Origin of the sequence: Fibrivirga algicola, from assembly GCF_011742925.1 — a bacterium.
GTDB classification, from domain to species: Bacteria; Bacteroidota; Bacteroidia; order Cytophagales; family Spirosomataceae; genus Fibrella; species Fibrella algicola.
The window spans coordinates 299,495-322,236 of record NZ_WAEL01000007.1; the positions used below are offsets into that span (position 1 = coordinate 299,495).

The 22,742-nt window shown below is 55.0% G+C and carries 11 protein-coding genes; 4 read left to right on the plus strand and 7 right to left on the minus strand.

Features of this window, described 5'->3' with window-relative positions; translation table 11 throughout:
• Positions 1 to 56: 56 nt before the first annotated feature.
• The gene (locus tag F7231_RS19475) at positions 57 to 944 is read left to right on the plus strand and encodes a trypsin-like peptidase domain-containing protein (RefSeq protein ID WP_085413968.1); all 888 of its coding nucleotides are present in this window, start codon (positions 57 to 59) and stop codon (positions 942 to 944) included.
• A 45-nt stretch (positions 945 to 989) separates the two neighbouring features.
• Here F7231_RS19475 and F7231_RS19480 read toward each other — a convergent pair whose 3' ends face one another.
• The gene (locus tag F7231_RS19480) at positions 990 to 2,261 is read right to left on the minus strand and encodes an MFS transporter (protein WP_166693219.1); all 1,272 of its coding nucleotides are present in this window, start codon (positions 2,259 to 2,261) and stop codon (positions 990 to 992) included.
• 145 nt (positions 2,262 to 2,406) lie between these two features.
• The gene (locus F7231_RS19485; protein WP_166693220.1) at positions 2,407 to 3,252 is read right to left on the minus strand and encodes a M12 family metallopeptidase; all 846 of its coding nucleotides are present in this window, start codon (positions 3,250 to 3,252) and stop codon (positions 2,407 to 2,409) included.
• Between the two features lie 856 nt (positions 3,253 to 4,108).
• On the opposite strand from F7231_RS19485, the gene F7231_RS19490 reads away from it, so the two are divergent.
• From F7231_RS19490 to F7231_RS19500, 3 genes are all read left to right on the plus strand, one after another.
• Positions 4,109 to 5,806 carry a fatty acid--CoA ligase gene (locus F7231_RS19490; protein ID WP_166693221.1) on the plus strand — a complete coding sequence of 566 codons (1,698 nt, stop codon included), beginning with the start codon at positions 4,109 to 4,111 and terminating at the stop codon, positions 5,804 to 5,806.
• Positions 5,807 to 5,895: 89 nt separating this feature from the next.
• Positions 5,896 to 6,384: a metallophosphoesterase family protein gene (locus tag F7231_RS19495; protein ID WP_166693222.1), complete on the plus strand. Its 489-nt coding sequence runs from the start codon at positions 5,896 to 5,898 to the stop codon at positions 6,382 to 6,384.
• A gap of 67 nt (positions 6,385 to 6,451) precedes the next feature.
• Positions 6,452 to 7,072 (plus strand): class I SAM-dependent methyltransferase, encoded by a 621-nt coding sequence (locus F7231_RS19500; RefSeq protein WP_166693223.1) that lies wholly within the window; start codon positions 6,452 to 6,454, stop codon positions 7,070 to 7,072.
• A gap of 102 nt (positions 7,073 to 7,174) precedes the next feature.
• Here F7231_RS19500 and F7231_RS27260 read toward each other — a convergent pair whose 3' ends face one another.
• The 5 genes from F7231_RS27260 to F7231_RS19540 form a co-directional block, all read right to left on the minus strand.
• A complete protein-coding gene (locus tag F7231_RS27260) occupies positions 7,175 to 15,949 on the minus strand; it encodes an ExeM/NucH family extracellular endonuclease (protein ID WP_208295646.1) in 8,775 nt (2,924 codons plus the stop codon).
• Between the two features lie 426 nt (positions 15,950 to 16,375).
• Positions 16,376 to 17,116, minus strand: a complete 741-nt coding sequence (locus F7231_RS19525; RefSeq protein WP_166693224.1) for a hypothetical protein — start codon at positions 17,114 to 17,116, stop codon at positions 16,376 to 16,378.
• Positions 17,117 to 17,128: 12 nt separating this feature from the next.
• Entirely contained in the window at positions 17,129 to 17,701 is a 573-nt protein-coding gene (locus tag F7231_RS19530; protein ID WP_166693225.1) for a phosphatase PAP2 family protein, read from the minus strand.
• Positions 17,702 to 17,792: 91 nt separating this feature from the next.
• Positions 17,793 to 18,674, minus strand: coding sequence for an FHA domain-containing protein (locus F7231_RS19535; RefSeq protein WP_166693226.1), 882 nt, complete (start codon positions 18,672 to 18,674; stop codon positions 17,793 to 17,795).
• Between the two features lie 66 nt (positions 18,675 to 18,740).
• A complete protein-coding gene (locus F7231_RS19540; RefSeq protein ID WP_166693227.1) occupies positions 18,741 to 22,718 on the minus strand; it encodes an FtsW/RodA/SpoVE family cell cycle protein in 3,978 nt (1,325 codons plus the stop codon).
• Positions 22,719 to 22,742 lie beyond the last annotated feature (24 nt).

Below are 22,742 nucleotides of genomic sequence, written 5' to 3' on the forward strand. Positions count from 1 at the left end.
AGAGGCAAGATTTTGCGTCTCTACGTATGCTATTTTTGTGACTTAGCCTACTACCTATGTTTGCAGACGCGATTGACCTGGTCGATCCATTTACCCGCCCTATCCACTCTATTCTACGCCTATATGGCCACAATGAAGTAATTCCCGGCTCGGCTACTCTCTTCTTTGTCAATAACGACGCCTGTGCCATCACGTGTAAGCACGTTGCCGAGCTCATTGTTAAGTCTGACGCGATCTATGGCCAGTTCAACGCCTTTCGTGCCGAGCTTCGGCAGTTTCAGCGCGACAAAAATTACGCCCACCTGTTGCAGAAGCTTGAAGAGAAATACAACTTCAAAAGCGAAACGGTCATCCGGGTACGTAACATGTTCATGAACTGCGTAGATCAGTTTACCGAACTGAAAGTTGATCTGCATCCCACGCAGGATCTGGCCCTGATTCGATTTGTTGGTTATACCCGTACGCTCTACAAAGGCCACGCTACATTTCTGCGCGATAGTAGCCGCGCTCGACCGGGGCGGTCTCTGTGCCGATTGGGTTATCCGTTTCCTGAATTTACCAACTACCGATACAACTCCGGAAATGACGATATTGAGTGGATTACTGAAGGGCGGGATACCACCCCGAAATTTCCAATCGATGGCATCATTACCCGGTTGCTTTCAGACAACGGAACCATCGCAACAGGTATTGAGCTAAGTACGCCTGGTTTAAGAGGCCAAAGCGGCGGCCCGCTGTTTGATGTCAATGGCCTGGTATACGGTATGCAGGCCGAAACGCGACACCTACACCTTGGCTTCGATATTGAAGGGCGCGACGTGATGGTTAACGGTCGTAAAGCCCGCGTGTCGAACTACCCATTTCTGAATGTAGGTGCCTGTGTTCATGTCGATGTAATCAAGCGCTTTCTCACTGATCATAATGTAGCATACACTGAGGCGTGATCCGCTTTGTGTATAAGTCTCAGGTACGTTCGCGGCTGATCCGGCTTAATTGATTTTGACTTTAAACAGGTCTTTTGATCGGTTGTAGATGTAACCCATTACGAAAATGGTGACCAACCCGCCTGCCAGCACAGATCGAACGGTACCTAGTATACGCGCAGCAACCCCTGACTCAAATGCGCCAATTTCATTTGATGAGCTTACGAAAATTCCGTTTACGGCCGCTACCCGGCCACGCAGGTGATCGGGCGGAAAAATCTGCAAGATGGTTTGCCGGATAATTACGCTGACACTATCAAAAGCCCCCGTTAGCGCCAGCATGCATAGTGACAGGTAAAAATTGGTTGACAGCGCAAAAATGATGGTGGCTATTCCGAAGCCAGCCACCGCTAATAACATATTGCGCCACGCGTTTTGGGTAGGCGGGTATTTGGCCATTGCCAGCATAGTCAGCACGGCCCCGATAGAAGGTGCCGCCCGCAAAGCCCCTAGTCCTTCGGCACCCACTCGTAGAATATCCTCAGCGAAGATGGGCAGAATAGCCACGACGCCACCGAACAAGACAGAGAAGAGGTCCAGCGAGATGGCGTAGAGAACAATACGGTTGGAGAATACAAACGAGAATCCTTCGCGCAGACTATCCCAAAAACCAACATCGGTCACGGTATGAGTAGCTACCACCGGACGTCGCTTGATGAGTGAGAGGAAAATAAAGCAGAGCACATAGAGAAAAATGGCGGTCAATAGTGTGTTCTCAAAGCCAATCGTAGCGTACAGCACACCCGCTATGGCAGGTCCCACAATGGCACCGGCTTGCCAGAAGGAACTACTCCAGGTCGACGAATTAGCGTAAAGCTCACGGGGAACCAGAAAGGGTTTTAATGACGAACTGGCTGGCGAGTAAAAGCCGCGTGCGGTACCGATTAGCATCAGTACGCCATAAATGACGGCTAGCCGTGTGGTTTGAGAAAATTGACTGACAATTGCCGGACGAAAGGCCGCGTATAAAATGACCGATCCCAGCATGATAACAACCAGGCTGATCTGCAGGATGCGCTTCTTATCACGCCGGTCGGCCAGATGCCCGCCAAAGAGTGAGAGTGCGATGAACGGGATTGCCTCTGCCAGACCAACAAGCCCAAGCGCCAGTGGATCACGCGTGATTTTGTACAATTCGTAACCGAGAATTACCTCCTGAATCAACAACGTTACTGTGATAAAGAACGAATTGAGAATGTAATAAAGGAAATCGGGGATTCGCAGCGAGGCAAACGGATCGTATGGCGTACTGGAAGAAGTTGAATCAGAAGAAGTCATGGAAATGTCAAGAAGTCAGGCGAGACGTCGCGCAGTCTGTTAGTCAACGTCCGATCTTGCGCTGGAGGTTCACTAGCCAACTGCATTACACTGATTGGCCCCCAACGAGGGGGAACATCTCGCCTGACTGGCATCCTGTTGCTGCTTACGGATACATTGTCTTGACGGTAGCAATGTCAAGAGGAGAAAGGGCCGTACGCTGTACATTGAAGGTAGAGCCATCTTTTTTGACAATGGTGGGCTCATTATTGACCGAAAAACTCCAGGAATGGTACATCATGATAGAGTTGAAGTCGAAGCCTCCCGGTTGATCGAAGCCATCCTTATTTTGCTGGATATAGGTTTGGAAATCTGTTGCGTAACCTGGCATAATGTTCTGGGTCAGGATCGTGACTGACCCATCCCTGTCAGCCCGGCTATGCTCATGGTAGAGTCCTACGGTGTGGCCAATCTCATGGATGGTGTTGCCCGTTGAGCACCAGTCGGCCAGGGTAATAAACTGCTGGCCGCCAATTCGACCTACGTTTGAGGCACACCCGCTACCCGCCTTGAACGTCACGTAGCTATACTCGGCCGTACGCCGCACAAAGCGGATAGCCGTATTAGCCTGCCAGTGAGCCATCGCATCAGTTACACGCTCGGGATAGGGTAAGTTAGGGTCGATGGTATAATAGACAATCTTGCCTGTCCAGCGAAGTGATTTTAGGGTTCGACCGGCTCCCTGTGTAGCATGGTCGGCGTCGGTCAGCTCGCTGGGGTGAAGGATCATGTCGCCTTGATAAACGGCCTCTCCGTTAACGCGCCGAAAGGTGATGGGTTGGCCCAGGTAGGTGCCTGCTTCCAGAGTGCCGGTCTGGTGGGGGTAGGCCACTTCGATGGATGAGTTGTTATGAAGCGGGGCCAGGTCAACAGCCTGTTGGTCTGTAGCGCAGCCAAAAAAACAAAGGACTGACAGGGCAGTTCCGACAAATGAAAGGTGGATGTGTTTCATGGAACGATCTAATAAGTTAATGAAAAAAACTTAGGGGAGCTTTCATGTTACTGCGTATTTCCCGCAATGCAGAAAATTAACACAACGTCACTTTTATTGTTTAAATCTATTTTTCAGTGGATTATTTAGTGAATAAGTATATTAATCCTATAGACTGTAAACTAGAGGTCGTTGATCACATGGGCTAATTGCACACAGCAAAATGAGTCAAACTGATTAGAACTAGTCAGCTTTAGAAAGCCTGCGCATGGCTGAAAGGTATCGGACAACGTCGATCGCGCCTACGTAGCTGGTTGACCAGATTAAGCACCGCATATGTCGATTCTGGTCATTCGACCTGGCACGCCAACGTGGCCTTAAAAACAGCTTTGTTGGTGAGTGCGGCGTTAGTCTGTACTGGCAGGTGCTGGCAAAACATTGATGAATCATCGTTTTTTTCATGGATTGGTAGGTTTAGTCTATGGTTTATTACTAAATCGGAAAACAAGACACAGTATCACAGCTGAATAGGTGTTAACTACCATACCCAATGGTCAAAACAGTTGATTACATCAGCAGATGATTATATGAGTTGATTCGTTGTAAATATGAGTATTATTTCTTATTAACAAACTCAGTTAATTAGTTAACGTACACGGCTTAATTTGTAGCTGATTGTTTAGTTAGCCAGTAAGAGCCATATATATAAAATGAGTATATATGCTTATTTAGTGGCTTCGTGTTATTGTTTATATATAATAAAAAAAATACTAACTTGTCTTATAATTATTATAAAAATACCCCGATTAATAATTTTGTCTTACTTTCGTGTTACCTATTATCTAATCCAGGATTTACTCATCATTCTTCATTTACTATGCCTGTTCGTTTGATACCCCGGGTTGCTACGGCTCATGAGCCGCCAATGTTGATAAAGAATCTGCTTCGGCAGTCGGACCGATATGAGCCTAATCGAGAAATTGTGTACCGGAACCTGTTCCGAATGACCTACGCAACTTTCAATCATCGGGTACAGCAACTTGCCAATGTACTGACCCAACTGGGCGTTACAGCTGGCGATACCGTTGCCGTCATGGATTGGGATAGTCATCGTTACCTGGAGGCATTCTTCGCCGTGCCTTGCCTTGGTGCGGTACTGCACACGATCAACGTGCGGTTGTCTCCGTTTCAGATTCTGTACACGATGAACCACGCCGCTGATAAAGTGGTCTTGATTCACGAAGACTTCCTGCCGCTGCTCGACAGCATTCGCCCCGAACTGACAACGGTGCAAACGATTGTGGTGCTCAGCGATAACGTGTACGATCCTGAGACCAGGCAGGTAAAGTCCGGTGCCTACGCCGCACCGGAGGGTACATCTGGCGAATACGAAACCCTGCTATCCGTTGCGTCGGCCGACTTTAATTTTCCTGACTTCGACGAAAATGCGCTTGCGACTACCTTCTACACAACTGGTACAACGGGGCATCCGAAGGGCGTCTATTTTTCGCATCGGCAACTATTTATGCACACAATGGGCCTCTGCACCTATGTGTGCGGCTATCAGGCGGTGTCGTTTCAATCGTCGGTAGATGTGTACATGCCCATCACGCCCATGTTCCACGTTCACGCCTGGGGATTCCCGTATCTGGCTACCATGCTATCGGCCCGACAGGTGTATCCTGGAAAGTACGAGCCCGAGATGCTGCTGAAACTGATTCTCACCGAGGGTGTCACGTTCTCGCACTGCGTACCAACCATTCTCAATATGCTGGTGAGCAGCCCGGCCGCTGTGCAGTTCCGCGAGCAGTTGAGCCGCTGGAAAGTGATCATCGGCGGGTCGGCACTGACAAAGGGGCTGGCTGGTGCTGCCATGAAGATGGGCATCCAGGTGTATCAGGGATACGGTATGTCCGAAACCGCTCCGGTCATGGCCATCACGTACCTGAACGATCAGGAGCGCGATCTGTCGATCGAGGAAAAAGTGCCACTCCTTACACAGGCCGGGCGCATTGCTCCCTTTGTTGAGATGTGCCTTATGGACGAACTGGGAAACATGCTGCCCCACGATGGCGAAGCGGTGGGCGAGGTTGTGGCGCGGGGACCCTGGATGACCCAGGGCTATTGGCAGGAGCCCGACCGGGGAAGCGAGTTATGGAATCACGGCTGGCTGCACACGGGTGACGTAGCCAGTATTACGCCCGACAACTGGGTGCACATTGCCGACCGTACCAAAGACGTCATCAAGACGGGGGGCGAGTGGGTATCCTCGCTCGAAATCGAAGACTTATTGTCTCAGATTGACGGCGTGGCCGAGGTGGCCGTGATCGGATTGCCCGACGAAAAGTGGGGTGAGCGCCCGTATGCGATCATTGTGCCTAAACCCGACTACAAAGACAAGCTGCAATCCGATCAGGTGAGGGCGGCTCTTCAGGCACGGGTCGATAGGGGCGAATTGAATAAGTGGTACGTACCCGACCGCATTCTCTTCGTTGCCGAAATTCCGAAAACGAGCGTCGGTAAACTGGATAAAAAACGGATGCGGGTTGAATTAAAAGACGCAATGCTGAACTAACAGCTGGGTAGTCTGTCGTTAAGCAGGCGGTACCTTCGCCATTGGAGGCCACCTGAGCACGGCGGCAGACCGCCTATTAGTACGTTTCCATGATTCGAATCGGGCTTATATCGGATACCCATAGTTACCTCGACCCGGCTGTCTTTACCCATTTTCAGGAGTGCGACGAAATCTGGCATGCAGGCGATGTAGGTGCCCCTGAAGTAGCCCGGCAACTTGCCGACTTTCGGCCGCTTCGCATTGTTAGCGGCAATATCGACTCTGAGCACGACTACCCGGCCGATCTGCGTTTTGATTTGGAGGGCTTTTCGGTCTGGATCACGCACATTGGCGGGTCGCCTCCGCGCTATAATCCCACAGTGCGTCCACTACTTCAGGCCAATGCCCCCGACCTGTTTATTTGTGGGCATTCACACATTCTGAAAGTAGTGCGCGATCCCAAACTGGCCAATATGCTGTACCTCAACCCCGGCGCAGCGGGCAAAACCGGGTTTCATCTTCAGCGTACCTGTCTGCGTTTTTCGCTCCACGAAAAGCAGATCAGCAACATGCAGGTGATTGGACTGGGGAAACGCTAAGCGACCCCTCTTATCCGCGTACCATCCTTAGCAACGCCCATTTGATTGCGGGCCGTTTATCTACTCCATGACGTTCGACCCTGTGGCACCTTTCTACGACTCACTGGCTGCGTTAGCGTTTGGAAAGTCGCTGATCAGGGCTCAGGAGTGGGGCGTTGCGCAGGTACGTCCGGGTTACCGGGTACTGGTTCTGGGCGGAGGCTCCGGAGTGACCCTGCCCGGCCTGCTTGCCCGTCACCCCACGCAGGTTGTCTACGTTGAGGCATCGGCGGCCATGCTGTTGTTGGCCCAACAGCGGGTACCACCGGGTGCACCAGTCGCCTTCCTGCTGGGCACAGAAGCCGACGTACCTACTAGTGAACCATTCGATTATATCCTGCTTCCGTTTGTGCTGGACCTTTACCCGGCGGCAGCTCTGGAATCTGATATGCTGCCCACGTTGCTCCGCGTACTTCAGCCAGCCGGTCAACTGATCGTTACTGATTTTGCCAAACCTACCACATACTGGCAGCGAGTTTATATGTGGCTGATGCTCCGCTTCTTCCGGTTAACCACGGGAATCCCGGCCCGGCACTGGACTAATTGGCCCGCCTCTCTGGCTGCCCTCGGTTTGGTTGAACAGCATGGGCAATCCTTTCGATATGGTCAGTTACGTTCGGGTTGTTGGCTGCGGCAGACGTATGTATAGCCAGACTCACCCGAAAAGTTGCCTCCGCTAAAACGGCATAAAAAAAAGGAACAGACCCGTTGTTGGCGGGTCTGTTCCTTTATACACACGTGCCTCGGCGGCTTACTTGATAATTGCCTTGGCTTTGGTTTGGTTGCCTGCACTAACCTGAATCAGGTACATGCCAGCCGGAACCGAACTCAGTTCAACACGCTCAGTGTGCTGATCGGTCAACACTGTCACCTGCCGATCCTGAATCACATTGCCGCGCAGGTCGATCAACCGAAGCTGAACGCTCTGCTGCGCCACATTCCGAATCTGCACTGATACGGCTTCGCCTACAACCGGGTTCGGGTACGTATCAACTTGTAGCGAAAGTGGAGTGCCTGGCTCCTCAGCCCCAATACGACCATTGGCCGCTTTGAACGTCAGCGTGTACGTGATGCTTGCCGACAGTTTACCGGGGTCGGTTGCGGTGATCGTCACCGTTAATACACCCGCGTTATTTGGCGTTCCACTAATGAGGTTGGTCTTCTTGTCGAAGTTCACCCCTTTCTGTAAACCACTCACCGAATACTCTAGTTGCGTTGGCGTTTCCAGGTCAGTAAACAGGGGAACAACGTTCAACGAGTACATCTGGCCAACCGTCACCGTTTTGTTCGCGACAGGCGATACAACGGTAGGCGCCGTGTTGACTGGCGTTGGATTAACCGTCAGTACGAAGCTGGTGCTTGCCGATAGGTTACCTGGGTCCGTCGCCGTTAACGTAATTGTCGACGTACCTACTACCGAAGGTGTACCAACGATGGTCAGGTCCTTTTCACTAAACCGCAGCCCTTTCGGTAAACCGCTGACACTGTAGTTCAGCTGATTAGGGGTTTCGGCGTCGCTGAATGAAGGCAGTTGCAGGTTGAAAGCCACGTTTACAATCGTAGTCTGATTGGCAACTGAAGCCGCAACCGGAGCCGTGTTGACCGGTGTCGGTGCATTTACCGTTAGGACAAACGTCGTGCTTACCGACAGGTTTCCCGAGTCGGTCGCCTTCACCGTCACAGTCGACGTACCCGTAGTAGTCGGGGTACCCGTGATCGTTCCGTTTACAAAGCTCAAGCCAGCAGGTAATCCCGTTACCGTTACCACTAGGTTAGCAGCTCCCGCATCATCAGCAAACGTATTGGTTGGAATGCTGTAGCTAAATGGCAGGCCTTTGGTGGCTGTCTGATTTGGAATCAGATTGGCTACCGTTGGCGCTGCATTCGGTGGTGCATTTACCGTCAGGACAAACGTCGTGCTTACCGACAGGTTCCCCGCGTCAGTCGCTTTCACCGTTACGGTCGACATACCTATAGTGGTTGGGGTACCCGTGATCGTACCATTCACGAAGCTTAAGCCCGCCGGTAAACCAGTTACGGTCACTGTCAGGCCACCCACACCCGCATCGTCGGCAAACGTGTTAGTCGGGATGCTGTAGCTGAATGGCAGGCCTCTGGTGGCTGTCTGATTTGGAATCGAATTGGCAACCGTTGGCGCTGTGTTTGGCGTTGGTACAATCGTTACTGTAACCGAGGTAGCCGGGCTGGTACACTCGCCAACCTGACACTGCACATTGTAAACGAAGCTGCCCAACGTAGCGGTCGACACCGTGATCGAACTGCCTGATCCGCTGGCTGCACCTGTCCAAACCAACGTACCTGTGCAGTTGGCAGCAGTCAGAACAACGTTAGCTGATCCCTGAACAGCCGTTACGCTCGAAAGCGCTGGAGCTGTAACCGGCTGATTTACCGTTACACTGGCCGAAGCCACTGCCTGGCAACCACCAGCCGACGTTACCGTCACCGAGTACGTACCTGTCGACGTAACGTCAATGGCTTGCGTGGTGGCACCTGTATTCCACAGATAACTGCTGCCAGCGCTCGCCGTTAGGGTAGCCGTACCACCGGCACATACCGATGTTGTCGATGGCGTAATGCTGGCAACCGGCGATTGGCTCACTGTTACCGTTGTCTCAGCCGTAGCTGTCTGGTTGTATGTATCGGTTACCAGAACCGTATACGTGTACACACCGGAGGTAGTCAGGTTCGACACCGTTGCTGTAGCCGTCAACGCATTCGTGATCGTAGCCGGTCCTGTCCATACATACGTGAATGGAGCTGTTCCGCCGGTGATAGTGGCAAACACGGTAGCTGTTCCAGACGGGCAAACCGTGGCCGGAGTAGCCGTAGCCGTAACAGCATTGAGTGCAACGGCATTCACTGTCAGATCAAATGACGTACTGGCAGCCAATGAACCGGGGTCCGTAGCGGTGATCGTAATCGTCGACGTACCTAATACCGTTGGTGTTCCACTGATTGTGCTGCCGTTTAAGGTCAGTCCGGTTGGCAATCCACTGGCCGAATAGGTCAGCGCCTGGTTGTCCGGATCAGAGAAAACACTGGCCACATCGAAACTGTACGCCTGACCTGCCAGTGTCGCCTGATTTGCGATCGTCGTAGCTACCGGTGCCCGGTTGGCCTGATTGACCGTTACGCTGACCGTCTGGGTAACGGTCTGGTTGGCTGGAGTGGTCGCATCGGTCACCACAACGGTGAAGATCTGTTCCCCTGCCGACAGGCCCGATACCGTAGCCGTATTGCCGGATGGCGTCAACGTACCCGGCCCCGAGAAGCTGTAGCTGAAGGGAGCCTTACCTCCCGATACTGTCGCCGACAGACTGGTGCTGCTCGAAGTTAGAAGTTGGGTCGGGTCGGCCGTAAGGGTGACGCTCAGCGCCGCAACCGGTGTATTCAGCGAGAGGCCAACAACTACCGGATCGTGATCTGATGTACGGAACGGATCAGCGTTATAGTAGCTGCTGATCTGACCGCTGGTTTTGTTCTCCGTGTTGTAGTCCAGCACGGTAGGCTCATCAGCATTGATGTGCCACTTGGTCGCAGAAGCCATCTGTGCTGCCAGCGTGCTGTTGCCCAGCGCATGGTCCAGCGCCCCCACAAAGCCGTCAAACACATACGAATACGTCGTGTTGGGGATCAGGTTCTGGTAGCCGTTGTTGTGGAGCGTCGTCAGGGGGTCTTCCTTAGCATAAGAGTTGAGGTCACCCAGGATCAGGTAGTCCGGATCGGTCGTACCCGTTGGCTTGGTGGCCAGCCAGTTGACCAGGTCCAGTGCCTGCCGGGTACGGGTGCCGTTGGAGAAGCCCTGTCCGTCACCTGAGTCGGCATCACCAGCCCCACCTGAGCTAGAGCCTTTCGACTTCCAGTGGTTAGTCACGACCGTAAAGACTTCACTAGTCGCATTTTCGCGGAAGGTCTGGGCCAGCGGCTTGCGGCCTACCACGTCGAAGGCACCGTTGCCAAAGCCACTCGGAATAGCTGCCGAAGCGCCCACCGGAGTCACCTTGCCTGGCTTGTAGATCATCGCCACCGTAATCTGGTCGGTCGAGATGTTGCCGGCATTGATGAAGGTGAAGGTACCCGGAGCCGTCGTGGCGTTTACCCCGTTGATGATGTCCTGAATGGCGCTGTTGGCCCCGTAGCCATCATTCTCCAGTTCGTTAAAGGCGAAGATGTCCACGCCTGAGTCAACGACAGCCTTGATGGTCTTGGCCCGCTGGCGGTTAAATTCAACCAGGGTATTGGCTCCGCGGGAGGTGGGGAACCCGCCACCCTGTCCGTCGCCGTTGAAGTAGTTGAGCAGGTTGAAGCCTGACACGCGCAGGGTGCCGCCCACTGCTGGGGGTGTAGCCGGGCGCACGTTGGTGGGCTGGAAGTCGACACCCGTCGTTGTCTGTAACCGGTAGCCCTCAAAGCGCTCGTCTAACACAGCCGTCACACTAGCTACCTCATCGCCACCACGAAGCGGGTTGGCCGCGCTCAGAGGCTGACCGCCCCGACCGAAAAGGATCGGATCTGGATTCGACACGCTGCTGCCATCATCGAGGATGATCGTACGCTTGGCGGTTTCGGCCAGGTACGTTGCGTAGCCCGACACGCTGGGTGCGTAGAACTGGGTGTACTGATCCAGGCGTGGATCGGTACCCGCTACGTCTGTACTACCGGTGGCCGAGAGTACGATCTGACCATACCGACCAAGTTCAAAGTACTCGGTAACGGCCAGGTTACCCGTGGCTGCACTCATGGTGACAAGCATGCCTTCATAACGCTCTAGGTCGCTGATGTTAGCCACTGGCAGGGTGACGTTGGCCGCCGTAGGCAGTGCGCCCGGTGTGCCTACCGATACTACGCTGACCAGCGTAGCGAGTTGGGTAAGGCTGTGGCTGACACCACCGCTGGTGGTAGCAAATTCGGCGACGGTGCCGGTAACCTGTACTTTCTGACCCGCTACGCCTGCGAACAGACCAGCCGGATCATAGACGAAGATACCTTCCGAGGTGGCAGGGTTGCCGTCTGCATCGCTGTCTTCCTCCTGCACATAAAAACCATTCTGCTTGGTCGCGCCAGCAAAGGTGCGGGTAACGATACCTTCAATGGTTACCGTATTGCCGACAAGCGGGCTGATTGCTCCACTGCCCTGAATGGCTGAGATCAATGTGGCGGTAACCTGCGTTGGGTTGACAATGGCCGTAACTGGTACCGTCAGTGTAGCGCCACCGCCTGACAGGGTAATAGTTCCTGAGTAGTTGCCAGCTGACAGACCCGCGATTAGCTGTACGCTGAACGACGTAGCACTCAGCGTCGAATTGCTGAACGGAAGCGTAGCTGGCGAAACAGTAAGAGCCGTGGTCGACGAGCTAATGGTGATATTCCCTGAAGCTGTATTCAGGTTGCTGCCACTCACCGAGATGTTGCCGCTTGCCGGGCCGCTGCCTTCCAGATAGGATAGGCCACTGGCGCCGGTCAGTGATGACGGTGTCGCCACCAATGAAGCAACAACAACCACTGGACCTGAATTGCGTGGGGTAGGAGCACCTGTTGCGAAGTCTTGTGCATTGTTATCGGTATCGGTTTGCCCACCCAACTTACGAAGTACAGCCAGTGTGTTGCTTGGGGCAGCGGTGGGGCCTGTACCTTCAAAGCAATTGGCAGTTGTACCAAAACCTACGAAGTCAATAATACTGGCACCCATTGGGCAAGTTCCAGACAGCGCGGTAGTCACGTTAACCAGGGCTACCTTACCCGCCGTGCCCGACATTGGAATATTGCCAGTTGCGTCAGGGGTTGGCAGGCTGGTAAACGTAGTTGATGTACTGCCTGCCTCTTGAATCAGGTAGTATCCTCCTGGCTGAATGGTGCCATTTAGGTTAGTAACCTGCCAGCTACTGCCCGTTGCCGAGGCATACTGCACACTCCATCCTGCCAGGCTAACTGGTGAACTGCTGCGGTTGTACAGCTCAATAAAGTCGTTTCTATACGTAGCACCTGAGTTGCCACCACCGCCATAAACCTGGCTGATAACGACTGCGGCACCGGTCTGCGAAACCACGGCGCTTACAGTACCACCGACCTGCACCGTGGCCGTTAGCGATCCGCTAACGTTCGTGATCGTGCCGTTCACCGCGCCAACAGAAGCGCCAGTCAACCTGGCATAAATGGTGGCTGAGGTTGTTGCTTGTGGCAGAACCAGCGACGATGAGAACGTGCTGTTGTTTGAGCTAACCTCAACGCCCGCTGGTGCTGTTACCGTAATATCGGCAGTCAGATTCGACGCCGACAGTGTATACAGCTGCGAGGCGGACGGAGTGCCCTGCGTGGCAGTGAAGCCCGACAGACCCACCACATTGGCGGCCAGTGATACTGTAGGGACCTCGTTAACCGTTACGCTTACCGTTTCAGTCACCGTCTGGCTGGTTGGCAGTGTAGCATCGGTTACCACGACAGTAAACGTTTGTACGCCTGCTGTCAGGCCCGATACTGTAGCTGTGTTAGCGCTGGCGCTGATCGTGCCCGGACCGTCGAAGCTGTAGGTGTAGGTGGGTGTTCCCCCTGATACGGCTGCTGAAATTGTAGTTGTGCCATTTGCCAACAGCGTGGTTGGGCTTGCCGTTACGGTCAGGCTGAGTGCAGTTGCTGGTGGGGGCGTCAGCGACAGGCCAACAACCACCGGGTCATGATCTGATGTACGGAATGGATCGACGCTATAGTAACTGCTGATCTGATTAGTCGACTTGAATTCCGTATTGTAATCAAGAATAGCCGGCTCATCAGCGTTGATGTGCCACTTGGTCGCCGAAGCCACCTGTGCCGCCAGTGTGCTGTTGCCCAGCGCGTGGTCCAGCGCCCCCACAAAACCGTCAAACACATACGAATAGGTCGTATTGGGGATCAGGTTCTGGTAGCCGTTGTTGTGGAGCGTCGTCAGAGGATCTTCCTTGGCGTACGAGTTGAGGTCACCTAGGATCAGGTAGTCCGGATCGGTCGTGCCCGTTGGCTTGGTGGCCAGCCAGTTGACCAGGTCCTGCGCCTGCCGGGTACGGGTGCCGTTTGACTGGCCCTGTCCGTCGCCTGCGTCAGTATCACCGGCTCCTCCTGAGCTAGAGCCTTTCGATTTCCAGTGGTTAGTGACAACCGTAAATACGGCATTTGTTGCATTCTCGCGGAAAGTCTGGGCCAGCGGCTTGCGACCTACCACATCAAAGGCACCGTTGCCAAAGCCACTCGGAATAGCTGCCGAAGCACCCACCGGAGTCACCTTGCCTGGCTTGTAGATCATCGCCACCGTGATCTCGTCGGTCGAGATGTTGCCGGCATTGATGAAGGTGAAGGTACCCGGAGCCGTCGCGGCGTTTACCCCGTTGATGATGTCCTGAATGGCGCTGTTGGCCCCATAGCCATCATTCTCCAGTTCGTTGAAGGCGAAGATGTCCACGCCTGAGTCAACGACAGCCTTGATGGTCTTGGCCCGCTGACGATTAAACTCATTGATGTTGTCGGCCCCGCGGGAGGTGGGGAACCCGCCACCCTGTCCGTCGCCGTTGAAGTAGTTGAGCAGGTTGAAGCCTGACACGCGCAGGGTGCCGCCCACTGCTGGGGGCGTGGCCGGGCGCACGTTGGTGGGCTGGAAGTCGACACCCGTCGTTGTCTGTAACCGGTAGCCTTCGAGCCGGTGGTCCAGAATGGCCGTCACACTAGCTACCTCATCACCACCGCGAAGCGGGTTGGCCGCGCTCAGAGGCTGACCGCCCCGACCGAAGAGAATCGGGTCCGTATTTTGCACGCCACTTCCATCGTCAAGGATGATTTTGCGCTTAGCGGTCTCGTCCAGGTACGTTGCGTAGCCCGACACGCTGGGTGCGTAGAACTGGGTGTACTGGTCGAGGCGTGAATCGGTACCCGCTACGTCTGTACTGCCGGTTGCAGAAAGAGTAACCTGTCCGTATCGGCCCAGTTGAAAATATTCGGTAACGGCCAGGTTACCCGTGGCTGCACTCATGGTGACGAGCATGCCTTCGTAGCGCTCCAGATCACTGATGCTAGCCACCGGCAGGGTTACGCTGGTAGCTGCTGGCAGCGTACTGGCATTCAGGTTGACTACACTGGTGAGCGTGGTGAGTTGAGTCAGGCTGCTGTTGGTGCCGCTGGTAAATTCAGCAACGGTACCGGATACCCGAACCTTGTCGCCAGTATTACCGATAAACAAACCCGTTGGGTCATAGACGAAGATGCCCTCAGACGTGGCGGGGTTGCCATCTGCATCGCTGTCTTCTTCCTGCACATAAAAACCATTGAGTTTGGTTGCCCCGGCGAAAGTGCGCGTGACGATACCTTCAATGGTCACCGTATTGCCGACAAGCGGGCTGGTTGCCCCGCTACCCTGAATCACTGAAATCAGCTTGTAGGTAACCTGTGGGCTGTTGACTGTTCCTGCGACCGTTACTGAGGCCGTGAGGGTACCGTTATACGTGTTGGTAATCGTACCCGTAAACTGGCCGATTGCTGCCGTGTTAGCAATACGGGCGTATATTACCCGGCTAATGCTCTCGGATGCGGGCGAGAATGACAGCGGTTCCGTTGTAAACGTGTTGCCATCAGTGCTTAATTCTATGCCGTTGGTGGCCGAAATGACCACCGCATTTTGTGTGGCTAAATTAGCCCCACTCAACGTGTACTGCTTCACGTCAGAGGCTGTACCACTTGTTGCTAAAAAACCATTCAAAGCAGTAGGTGTAGCCGATAAAGTGGCAACTGTTGATGTTCCATTGGAGCTAGTTACGTCTCCCCAGGATGTGCCTACACGAATATAGTCGACTCGCAGACCCGCTGCCGTACCGCTCCCTCCTTGCCGTAGAGCAACTGCACCTATCTGAGTGGCATCACCGGTAGTAGGTGTTAATGAAATCGCTGGCGTCGGTTCCGGTTGGCCGAGAGCCGGCTCTATGAATAGACTGACCTGGTCATTTGTAGTACCGCTCACAAAGGTGTATTTCAAAACAAGCAGGTACGTTGTGCCTAACGAATAAGTCGTTGGATTATAGGTCACTGTTTCGGTAGCTGCTTTGATGAGTCCAAACTGGATACCACCCGATACACTCTTCACATGAACCCGTCCGAAATAGGCAGTCCCGATTGGAGAAGGTCCTAAATTCAGAAAGTAATCGCCACCACTTTGGGCAGTGGTTACTTGTACCAGAAATGAGGCATAGACTGACCCGCTTGTCTGCGAAGCAAATGTGCGGTTCACATCTTCGCCAGACGTCGTTAAACTGGCTGACCCACCAGCAGTGGTTAAGCCCGAATACGTTAAACCAGGGGCTAAGGCCGAGATTGAATTTGGTGCTGCTGTGCCAGTAATCCCCCAGCCTTGTGAGGTGAGACTGTAAGGCAACGAAGTCGTGTTGAAATCATCTGTCAACAGAGGCGTTTGTGCCCATGCTGTACTCTGTACCCACAGCAAGGCCATTAACCAAAGCCAAGTTCGGTACGATTGTTGTAAAGGTTTGTTCATGAAAATTGAGAAAAAGATAAATAAGCACTGTAAATCTACTAATCCTATCTATGTAAAGGTGTTACTTTTTCGTTAACACATACGACAGGGAAAAAGAGGTATAAAGACAAAGATGGTTACTAGCCGCGAATTGAACGGGCGGTACCAGTAAATAAATATAGGGTCGGGGGCGTAGTACCAGTAAGTAGAAAAAACTTTCTGCTGTTTTTTAGCGCCTTCTGAAAAATAGGTTGCTGACAATCAGTGGGTTAATTCGATGTGTTGTTTTTTCGTGATGCCAGCCTTTTTTGGCCATGCTTTCACTACACTATGGCCCCGGCCATAGGGGATGCTCACTACTAACTGGCTGATTAGTTGGCAGTATTGTCATAAAGACAACTTAATGGCAAAACGTTTGGAGCGGGTCGGTAACTGAGCTGCCTGAGCTTACAGCAATGCTACTAATGCCTCATGGACCTCATCGAGTGTACTGATGTCGTGCCATTCGTCACCGCCCACGTCGAGGTAATGCCCGTCGCGTTTAGGTGGTTTGGGCGTTCCTTCGCCGGGGATATAATCATGGGCAAATACAACGCTCATCAGGCTGCGCAATTGGTCCCACGGTAATGTTCGGTTCTGTTCCTGTCCGTTGCGGACCGTAATCAACTTTACCGTTCGCGTGGCAAATTGGGCTTGCAGGTGCACTTCCGAGTCGCCACTCCGCTGGAAACTTAAGTAGCTCAGTTCAAACGGTTTTTCCTTACCACCCGCCTCATAGATTGCCTGAATCAGCTCTTGAATCGCGTACAGAAAGCTTTCCGCATTAGCTGGTGTACCAACGGTAGGCCGGACGGTGCCGCTATCGATGGTCACTTCCAGAAAATCATCCTCCTCATCGAGTGCCGTTTCGTCGAAGGGACCAAGTTTGGTGGTTGTCACGAGCCTGTCTATGAGCGGTAACCAGGCCGAACCAAGCTGTCCCGACCAGGAAAAATCATCGGTCAGCGTGAATCCTTCCCCCACAATATCCTCTTCGTCGAGGTCTTCGCGGTCGGTATAGGTAATGGAAAAATCGATCTGCAACCCATTTTTGCCAACGGGCCGGGCCTGTAGTTCGTAGAAGTGCGTATAAGGTGCCGGAATCATTCCGGCTGATTGAAAGCGAATTTGGAGAGCAGCAAACGACATACGGCGGTAAGATTAGCGGCTGGGTGAGTAGGGAGCCCCGGCCAGCGTGTGGTACAAAGATACAGCAGCAGTCGCCGCCAACGTACCTATACCAGCCCCGGCCAGTACATCGAGCGGGTAATGAGCGCCTACGTAGATGCGGCTATAGGATACCACCAGTGCCCAGAGAAACAGCCAGACCAGGCTCTTAATGCGCTGCCCAAACAGCAGCCATAGGCTCATGGCGAGCGAAAACGTGTTGGCTGCGTGCGAGGAGGCAAACCCATACAGACCACCGCAGGGCAGTACGGGATGAATAAGCGGTTGCAGGGCCGCTTCGTGGCAGGGCCGCAGCCGAAGTGTGAGGGGTTTAAGGACTGACGAACAGACCTGATCGCTCACCGCCACCGCCAGGGCCAGCGTGAGTACCAGCCCCACCGCCCGCCAGCCGAAACGCCAGCCCAGCCAACCAATCAGCAGCAGGTAAAACGGTATCCAGGTGTTTCGCTCGGTAATCAGCACCATCAGCCCGTCGAGCCAGGGGGCGTGCAGGCCATTCAGGTAAAGGAAAAACGTTGTATCGAGCTGATTTAGGATGTCGCGCATGGTGCCGCAAAGATAACAGCAGGCACCACGGAGTATAGTCTGTTTTTGATAAGCCACCAGACGAACTGTACTCCATAGTGCCTGATTGCCGTCAGATCCCTTCCAGCAGCAGCTTGGCCTCGCCGCCCAGTTCGATCTGGTCACCGGGTGAAAGGGTGTACCCAACGCCCGGCAGATCGGCGCGTTCGACGGTATCGTCGGCGCGGAGTATTTTTGTTTTGTTGCCGTTGGCTGGCAGGCCACCCGCATCAGCCATCAGGCGATACCGGCGTGCTTCGGCATCGTAGCGGATCGTGGCATGTTGCCGGCTAACGCTGGCGTTTGGTTCGCCCCGCTCGGGGTCAAACCCTGGTTCTGCGGGGTCCAGAAAGGCGATGTCGTTGGTGCGAACGCGTCCCGAGGCTGTTTCGACGGTGCGGCCCCGCCCGACGCGAAACTCGGTTTGCTGCGCCGGGTCGAGCACATAGATCGTTTGGGTAGTTTGTCCCTTCAGGGTGCGTACCCGTAGCTGAAGGGGCTTGCTCGTGGCCGGACGGATCACCTCCAGCCCCAGGTTTCCTTGCTGGTAGGAGCACACCGCCGGTAGTTCATCATGAACAAATTGCCAGCTAAACGTCCAGTTGGGGGCTAGCCGAATATACTGATCGGCCAGGTGCCGGCTTAGGTCGTTGCGGAAATGGTTGGGCTGAGCGGCGTACAGGGCCACGGCCATACGGTCTTCTTCGGCGGTATCGGCGCAACGTACCCAGAGTTTCAGGCCCGTGGGGAGTCCGTCGGTTTCGCTCGAATAAGCCCCCAGTTTTTCAACGATGAACCGGTATAGGCTTTCGCGCAGGCGCGGGGTGGTAGGCATACCCGATGGGTTGGGCGGCGTTGGAGCAGGTACGTTGCTCGCCTGCGCCGGGGGCGTTTCCGGCTTGGCCGGGTACGTACCCAGCCCGAACAGTTGCTTGAGGTTATCGATGAACGCCATGGTTTGGTCAGTTAGCACTAAACAAGGATTAAGTACCGATTACATTGAAATGGCTGGCAGGCGCTGTTAAAAGGAGCCCAGATACCCCCGCTCCTGCAGGATGGGCGCAATGGCGGTGTTGGCTAATTTTACAGCGTCGGCCGAGGATTCGCCCAGTTCGATGCGCACGCAGGTAACCGTATGGGAGCGGCCGTTGGGCGTGGGGGCAAAAAAGACGTACCAGCCATCGTTGCGTTTTTCGCCCATCACAATGCGTTCGGGTGTTCCGGTCTTCCCCGCGACTTTGCTGATGCTGATCTTCGCCCGGCCGCCGGGGTTCGACTGCTCAATCATAAAATCACGAATCAGATTGGCGGCGGGTTGTTGGGTGAGCGGCACTCCTTTGGCTACGGGTACTGCTTTGCCGCCCCGCCGCAATACGTAGCGGGATGGCTGCATCACGCCTCCGTTGGCGACGGCACCCGCCATGCGGGCCAGCCCTGCCGGCGTGGTTGTGAGCTGCCCCTGCCCCCAGGCCAGTCCCGAAAACTCACCCCGGTAGCGCCGGGGGTAAACCAGGCTCTTATACAGGTTTCGCCGCACAACAAACGACGAGTCATGCCAGTGTTTCAAAATCCGAGACTCATCGGAGGCGGTGCGGGTATCGGCAAAGGAATAGCCACCCACGTAGTCGATGTTCATGCCCGTTGCCAGGTAGAGTTTCGCCATTTCGTTGTCGAGGCTGTACTCGTTGGCAATACGGATGAAATAGACGTTGCTCGACCGAACGATGGCCTGGCGCATGTCGACCCGGCCGCCGCAGGGTTCACTCTCGGTTTTGCCCCGCCGGATGATCTCGCCGCAACTGATGGGGAACGTCACCTCGGCCCCGGCCATGCCCAGTTTGTTGAGCGCCGCCGTAGCGGTCATGATCTTCGCCGTAGAACCGGGTGCGGTTGGGTAGGTGAGGGCCGGGTCGCGTTCGGTGGTCAGGTAGGGAAGGTTCATGCGCTCCCGGTCGGGAAGGGCCAGTTCGTCGGGGCGTTGCAGGTTGGGCAACGGATGCATGGCTGAAGCCAGTACGTCGCCCGTGTGGGCATCGAGTACGGCCACCGACAGGCGCTTATCGTTGAACTCGGAACCTGCCAGGGCTTGCTGAAGGGCCACCTGCAACGACGCGTCGATGCTCAGATTCAGGTCCCGGTTGCGGCGTTTGTGTTCCTCAACCACCCGTCCGTCGATGCCGGAGCGTACAGCCGGGGCTAGCTCCCGATAATCGTAGAGCGGAAGGGTAAGCGACCGGTCAATAGCGGGGGTGAAACGGTCGGCGCGGTAGCGGGTAGTAAGCAGCGTATTCTGGCGCGGATGGTTATCGAAGCCACGCAGGTCGCTCAGGTGGGCGGCTTCGGCGAAATAGCCGTTCTGCTGCCCCCAGAAAAGCCGGGTATTCGCGTCGCCGACCATGTAAAAGAGCTGTTCGCCAAAGGGGTAAAAACGCTTCAGTCGTCGTGTTGTCAACTTCCTGACACTGCTTTCGTCGAGACCGGCCTGCTTAAGCTGCGGCATATTCCGACGAACAGAATCGGGCGAACTGGTGGCCAGAATCTTACCGTTGCGGTCGTAAAGCGTACCCGCGGCCAGCGCGTCGGTGATCCGGTTGATACGCGGGTTGTAGCTGTAAACCGGCAGGCCATCGCGACTCAGTACGCGGCTGGGCCGCACAATGTAGTCGGTCCAGTTCAGCAACGATACGTCGCCAGCCCGACCTACCAGCACCAGCGAACCGATCAGAAAACCGGCTATACCAGTGGCCAGTACCGGGTCGTAGTGCTGGTCCAGGTACGTGTGTTGAATGGCCTCGCCAGGGCGGCTGGCAATGGAAAAAACGACACCCATCGCCGTGAGGTTAATAATGAGCGACACGTTTCCGTAGCTGAGGAAGGGGACTGAAATGCCCGTCAGGGGTACCAGACCGAGTGAGCCGCCCGCAATGAGCAGAAACTGGACGCCTGTAGCCAGGGCAATGCCCGCGCAGAGGTAAAAGCTAAACGGCTGTCCAGACCGGCGGGCATGCAGCAAAATTCGGTGCAGGAGCATGAACAGGAGCAGGCACACAGATACCAGCCCCACCCAGCCAAGTTCTTCGGCCAGACTGGGTAAAATCATGTCGGTATGGGCGGCGGGCATGGCTGTAGCGAAACCTTTGCCCAGCCCTTGCCCGGTCAAGCCGCCTGTCGAGAGTGTCCAAAAGCTGTGGGCCAGGTGGTCGCCGCCATAGACGTCGTTATTCCAGGGGCTGAGCCACATTGCTTTACGGTCGGCCAGCCGGTCGCCGACAACTGGAATCTGATCGCCAAAGGCAAAGGCCGCCAAGACCAATACCAGCAGCACCGGTCCTTCTGCCAGCAGTGCAAACCAGCCGCCCGCTGTAGTGGTTCGGGCATGGCCTTTCCAGATCAGCAGGCCAATAGCCGCCACTAGCCCCAGCAGCGTAGCCGGCAAACCGGGCAATTGCCACAGGGCCAGCCCGTAGATGAGCCCAGCCAGCAAGGTGATCCCCAGCGTTTGCCGGGCAATGGTGTAGAAAAGCAGGAAGGTAAAGCCAATTACCAGCGCCGGCCCCATGTCGCCTAGCAAGAGGTAAAGGCCCATCAGAATGCCCGTGCCCATGAACACGCCGATGCTGATTCGGAACCGCCACCGCAGGTCGGGAAGGGTGCGGAGCTGCTCTTCATTGGCGGCGAAGAAACCGGCCAGGAACAGCAACATCAGGTATTTGGTCAGCTCACTGGGTTGAAACAGGAGGCCACCGACCCGCAGGTTCACCCGAACGCCGCTGCCCTCGGGCCCCGTACCGAACACCAGCGTTAGCCCGGCCAGTCCAAACGCCAGGAGCAGCCAGGTCCAGCCGGTGAGGCGGAACGTAGATTTTTGGCGCAGATTGGCCAGTGGGTCAAACCACCAGCGGGTATAAAATTTGCCGATGTTCAGTTGGGAAACGATGGTAAGTCCCAGCAGGCCCAGGCCAACCCCCAGCACAGCCTGACCGCCGTAGAACGTATCCTGCAACGGGTCCTGAATGGCGAGCAGCGTCAATACCGAAATGCCTGTCAGCAGCATCAGAATGGGCAGCAGGAGCGGGTCAGGCTGAAAACGGCGGATGGTCCAGACCAGATGCACGACCCAGAACGCCATCAGAAAGAGGCCCGCCTGCAGCCAGAATGAGAGTCGGAACTCGGTTGGGGTACGTACCGTCAGGGCGTGATCGGTTTTCAGCTGTCCGTAGGCCAGCGGGCCAATCAGGCGAAGCGTATGAGGGCGGGCCGTAAAGGTGTACTCGGCTGCCCGCGCCAGTTTTGACGTACCCCGTCGGCTACCGAATTCGTAGCCTGGTTTAAGCGGCAAAACGCTGTAGGCTCCATCGGCCTGCAATCCGGCGAAGGTAAACCGGCCATCGGCATCGGTGCGCGCGTAGGTGAATGCGTTGGGCGTTTCGCTGGCCGGGTCCCGATTGGGTACGTGCTGTTTCAGTTGCACGAGCACATTGGCTATCGGTTTCGCGTCGGGCTCACTATCATCCAGCACGCGCCCTGCCAGTTGCACACCGCCTGTGCCTACCACGGCCGGGTATGTTTTGGGTTGTCTTAACTCATTGTTATACAGGAGTGAATCGAAACCAATCTGCTGGCGCGATACGCGTAATCGGCTCTGAAAGTCATTGCCACCAATACGGCTTTGCCAGGTTTGTGGTGTACGAATGGCGAAAGCCCGTTTGTTGATCGCCCCCAAGTTGTCGGGCGTGCCGTTCTGACTAAGTTTGGCCCGAAGCGAATCGCTGACAAGCTCAATGTCGCGGGGGTCGGTGAGGTAGTTGCCTTGTCGAAGTAGCCGTTGCAGCGCCTCGGCCCGAATGCCAGGCTGCAGGTTCAGCTTCAGGCCAGCGGTATAGTCCTGTTCAGCCGCCTCGAGCATGGGTTGTCTATTCATAAACAACCGCAGGAACAGCACCAGTAACAGGGCCGTTGCCACCGTTAAATAGCCGCGTTCTGACGAAAGGAATTTCATGGGTGTAGTGGGAACGTTGAGAGG

Coding starts and splice junctions, on each gene's coding strand:
- F7231_RS27260 (WP_208295646.1), bottom strand. CDS start 15,949: ATGAACAAACCTTTACAACAATCGTACCGAACTTGGCTTTGGTTAATG.
- F7231_RS19475 (WP_085413968.1), top strand. CDS start 57: ATGTTTGCAGACGCGATTGACCTGGTCGATCCATTTACCCGCCCTATC.
- F7231_RS19490 (WP_166693221.1), top strand. CDS start 4,109: ATGCCTGTTCGTTTGATACCCCGGGTTGCTACGGCTCATGAGCCGCCA.
- F7231_RS19530 (WP_166693225.1), bottom strand. CDS start 17,701: ATGCGCGACATCCTAAATCAGCTCGATACAACGTTTTTCCTTTACCTG.
- F7231_RS19485 (WP_166693220.1), bottom strand. CDS start 3,252: ATGAAACACATCCACCTTTCATTTGTCGGAACTGCCCTGTCAGTCCTT.
- F7231_RS19480 (WP_166693219.1), bottom strand. CDS start 2,261: ATGACTTCTTCTGATTCAACTTCTTCCAGTACGCCATACGATCCGTTT.
- F7231_RS19500 (WP_166693223.1), top strand. CDS start 6,452: ATGACGTTCGACCCTGTGGCACCTTTCTACGACTCACTGGCTGCGTTA.
- F7231_RS19535 (WP_166693226.1), bottom strand. CDS start 18,674: ATGGCGTTCATCGATAACCTCAAGCAACTGTTCGGGCTGGGTACGTAC.
- F7231_RS19540 (WP_166693227.1), bottom strand. CDS start 22,718: ATGAAATTCCTTTCGTCAGAACGCGGCTATTTAACGGTGGCAACGGCC.
- F7231_RS19525 (WP_166693224.1), bottom strand. CDS start 17,116: ATGTCGTTTGCTGCTCTCCAAATTCGCTTTCAATCAGCCGGAATGATT.
- F7231_RS19495 (WP_166693222.1), top strand. CDS start 5,896: ATGATTCGAATCGGGCTTATATCGGATACCCATAGTTACCTCGACCCG.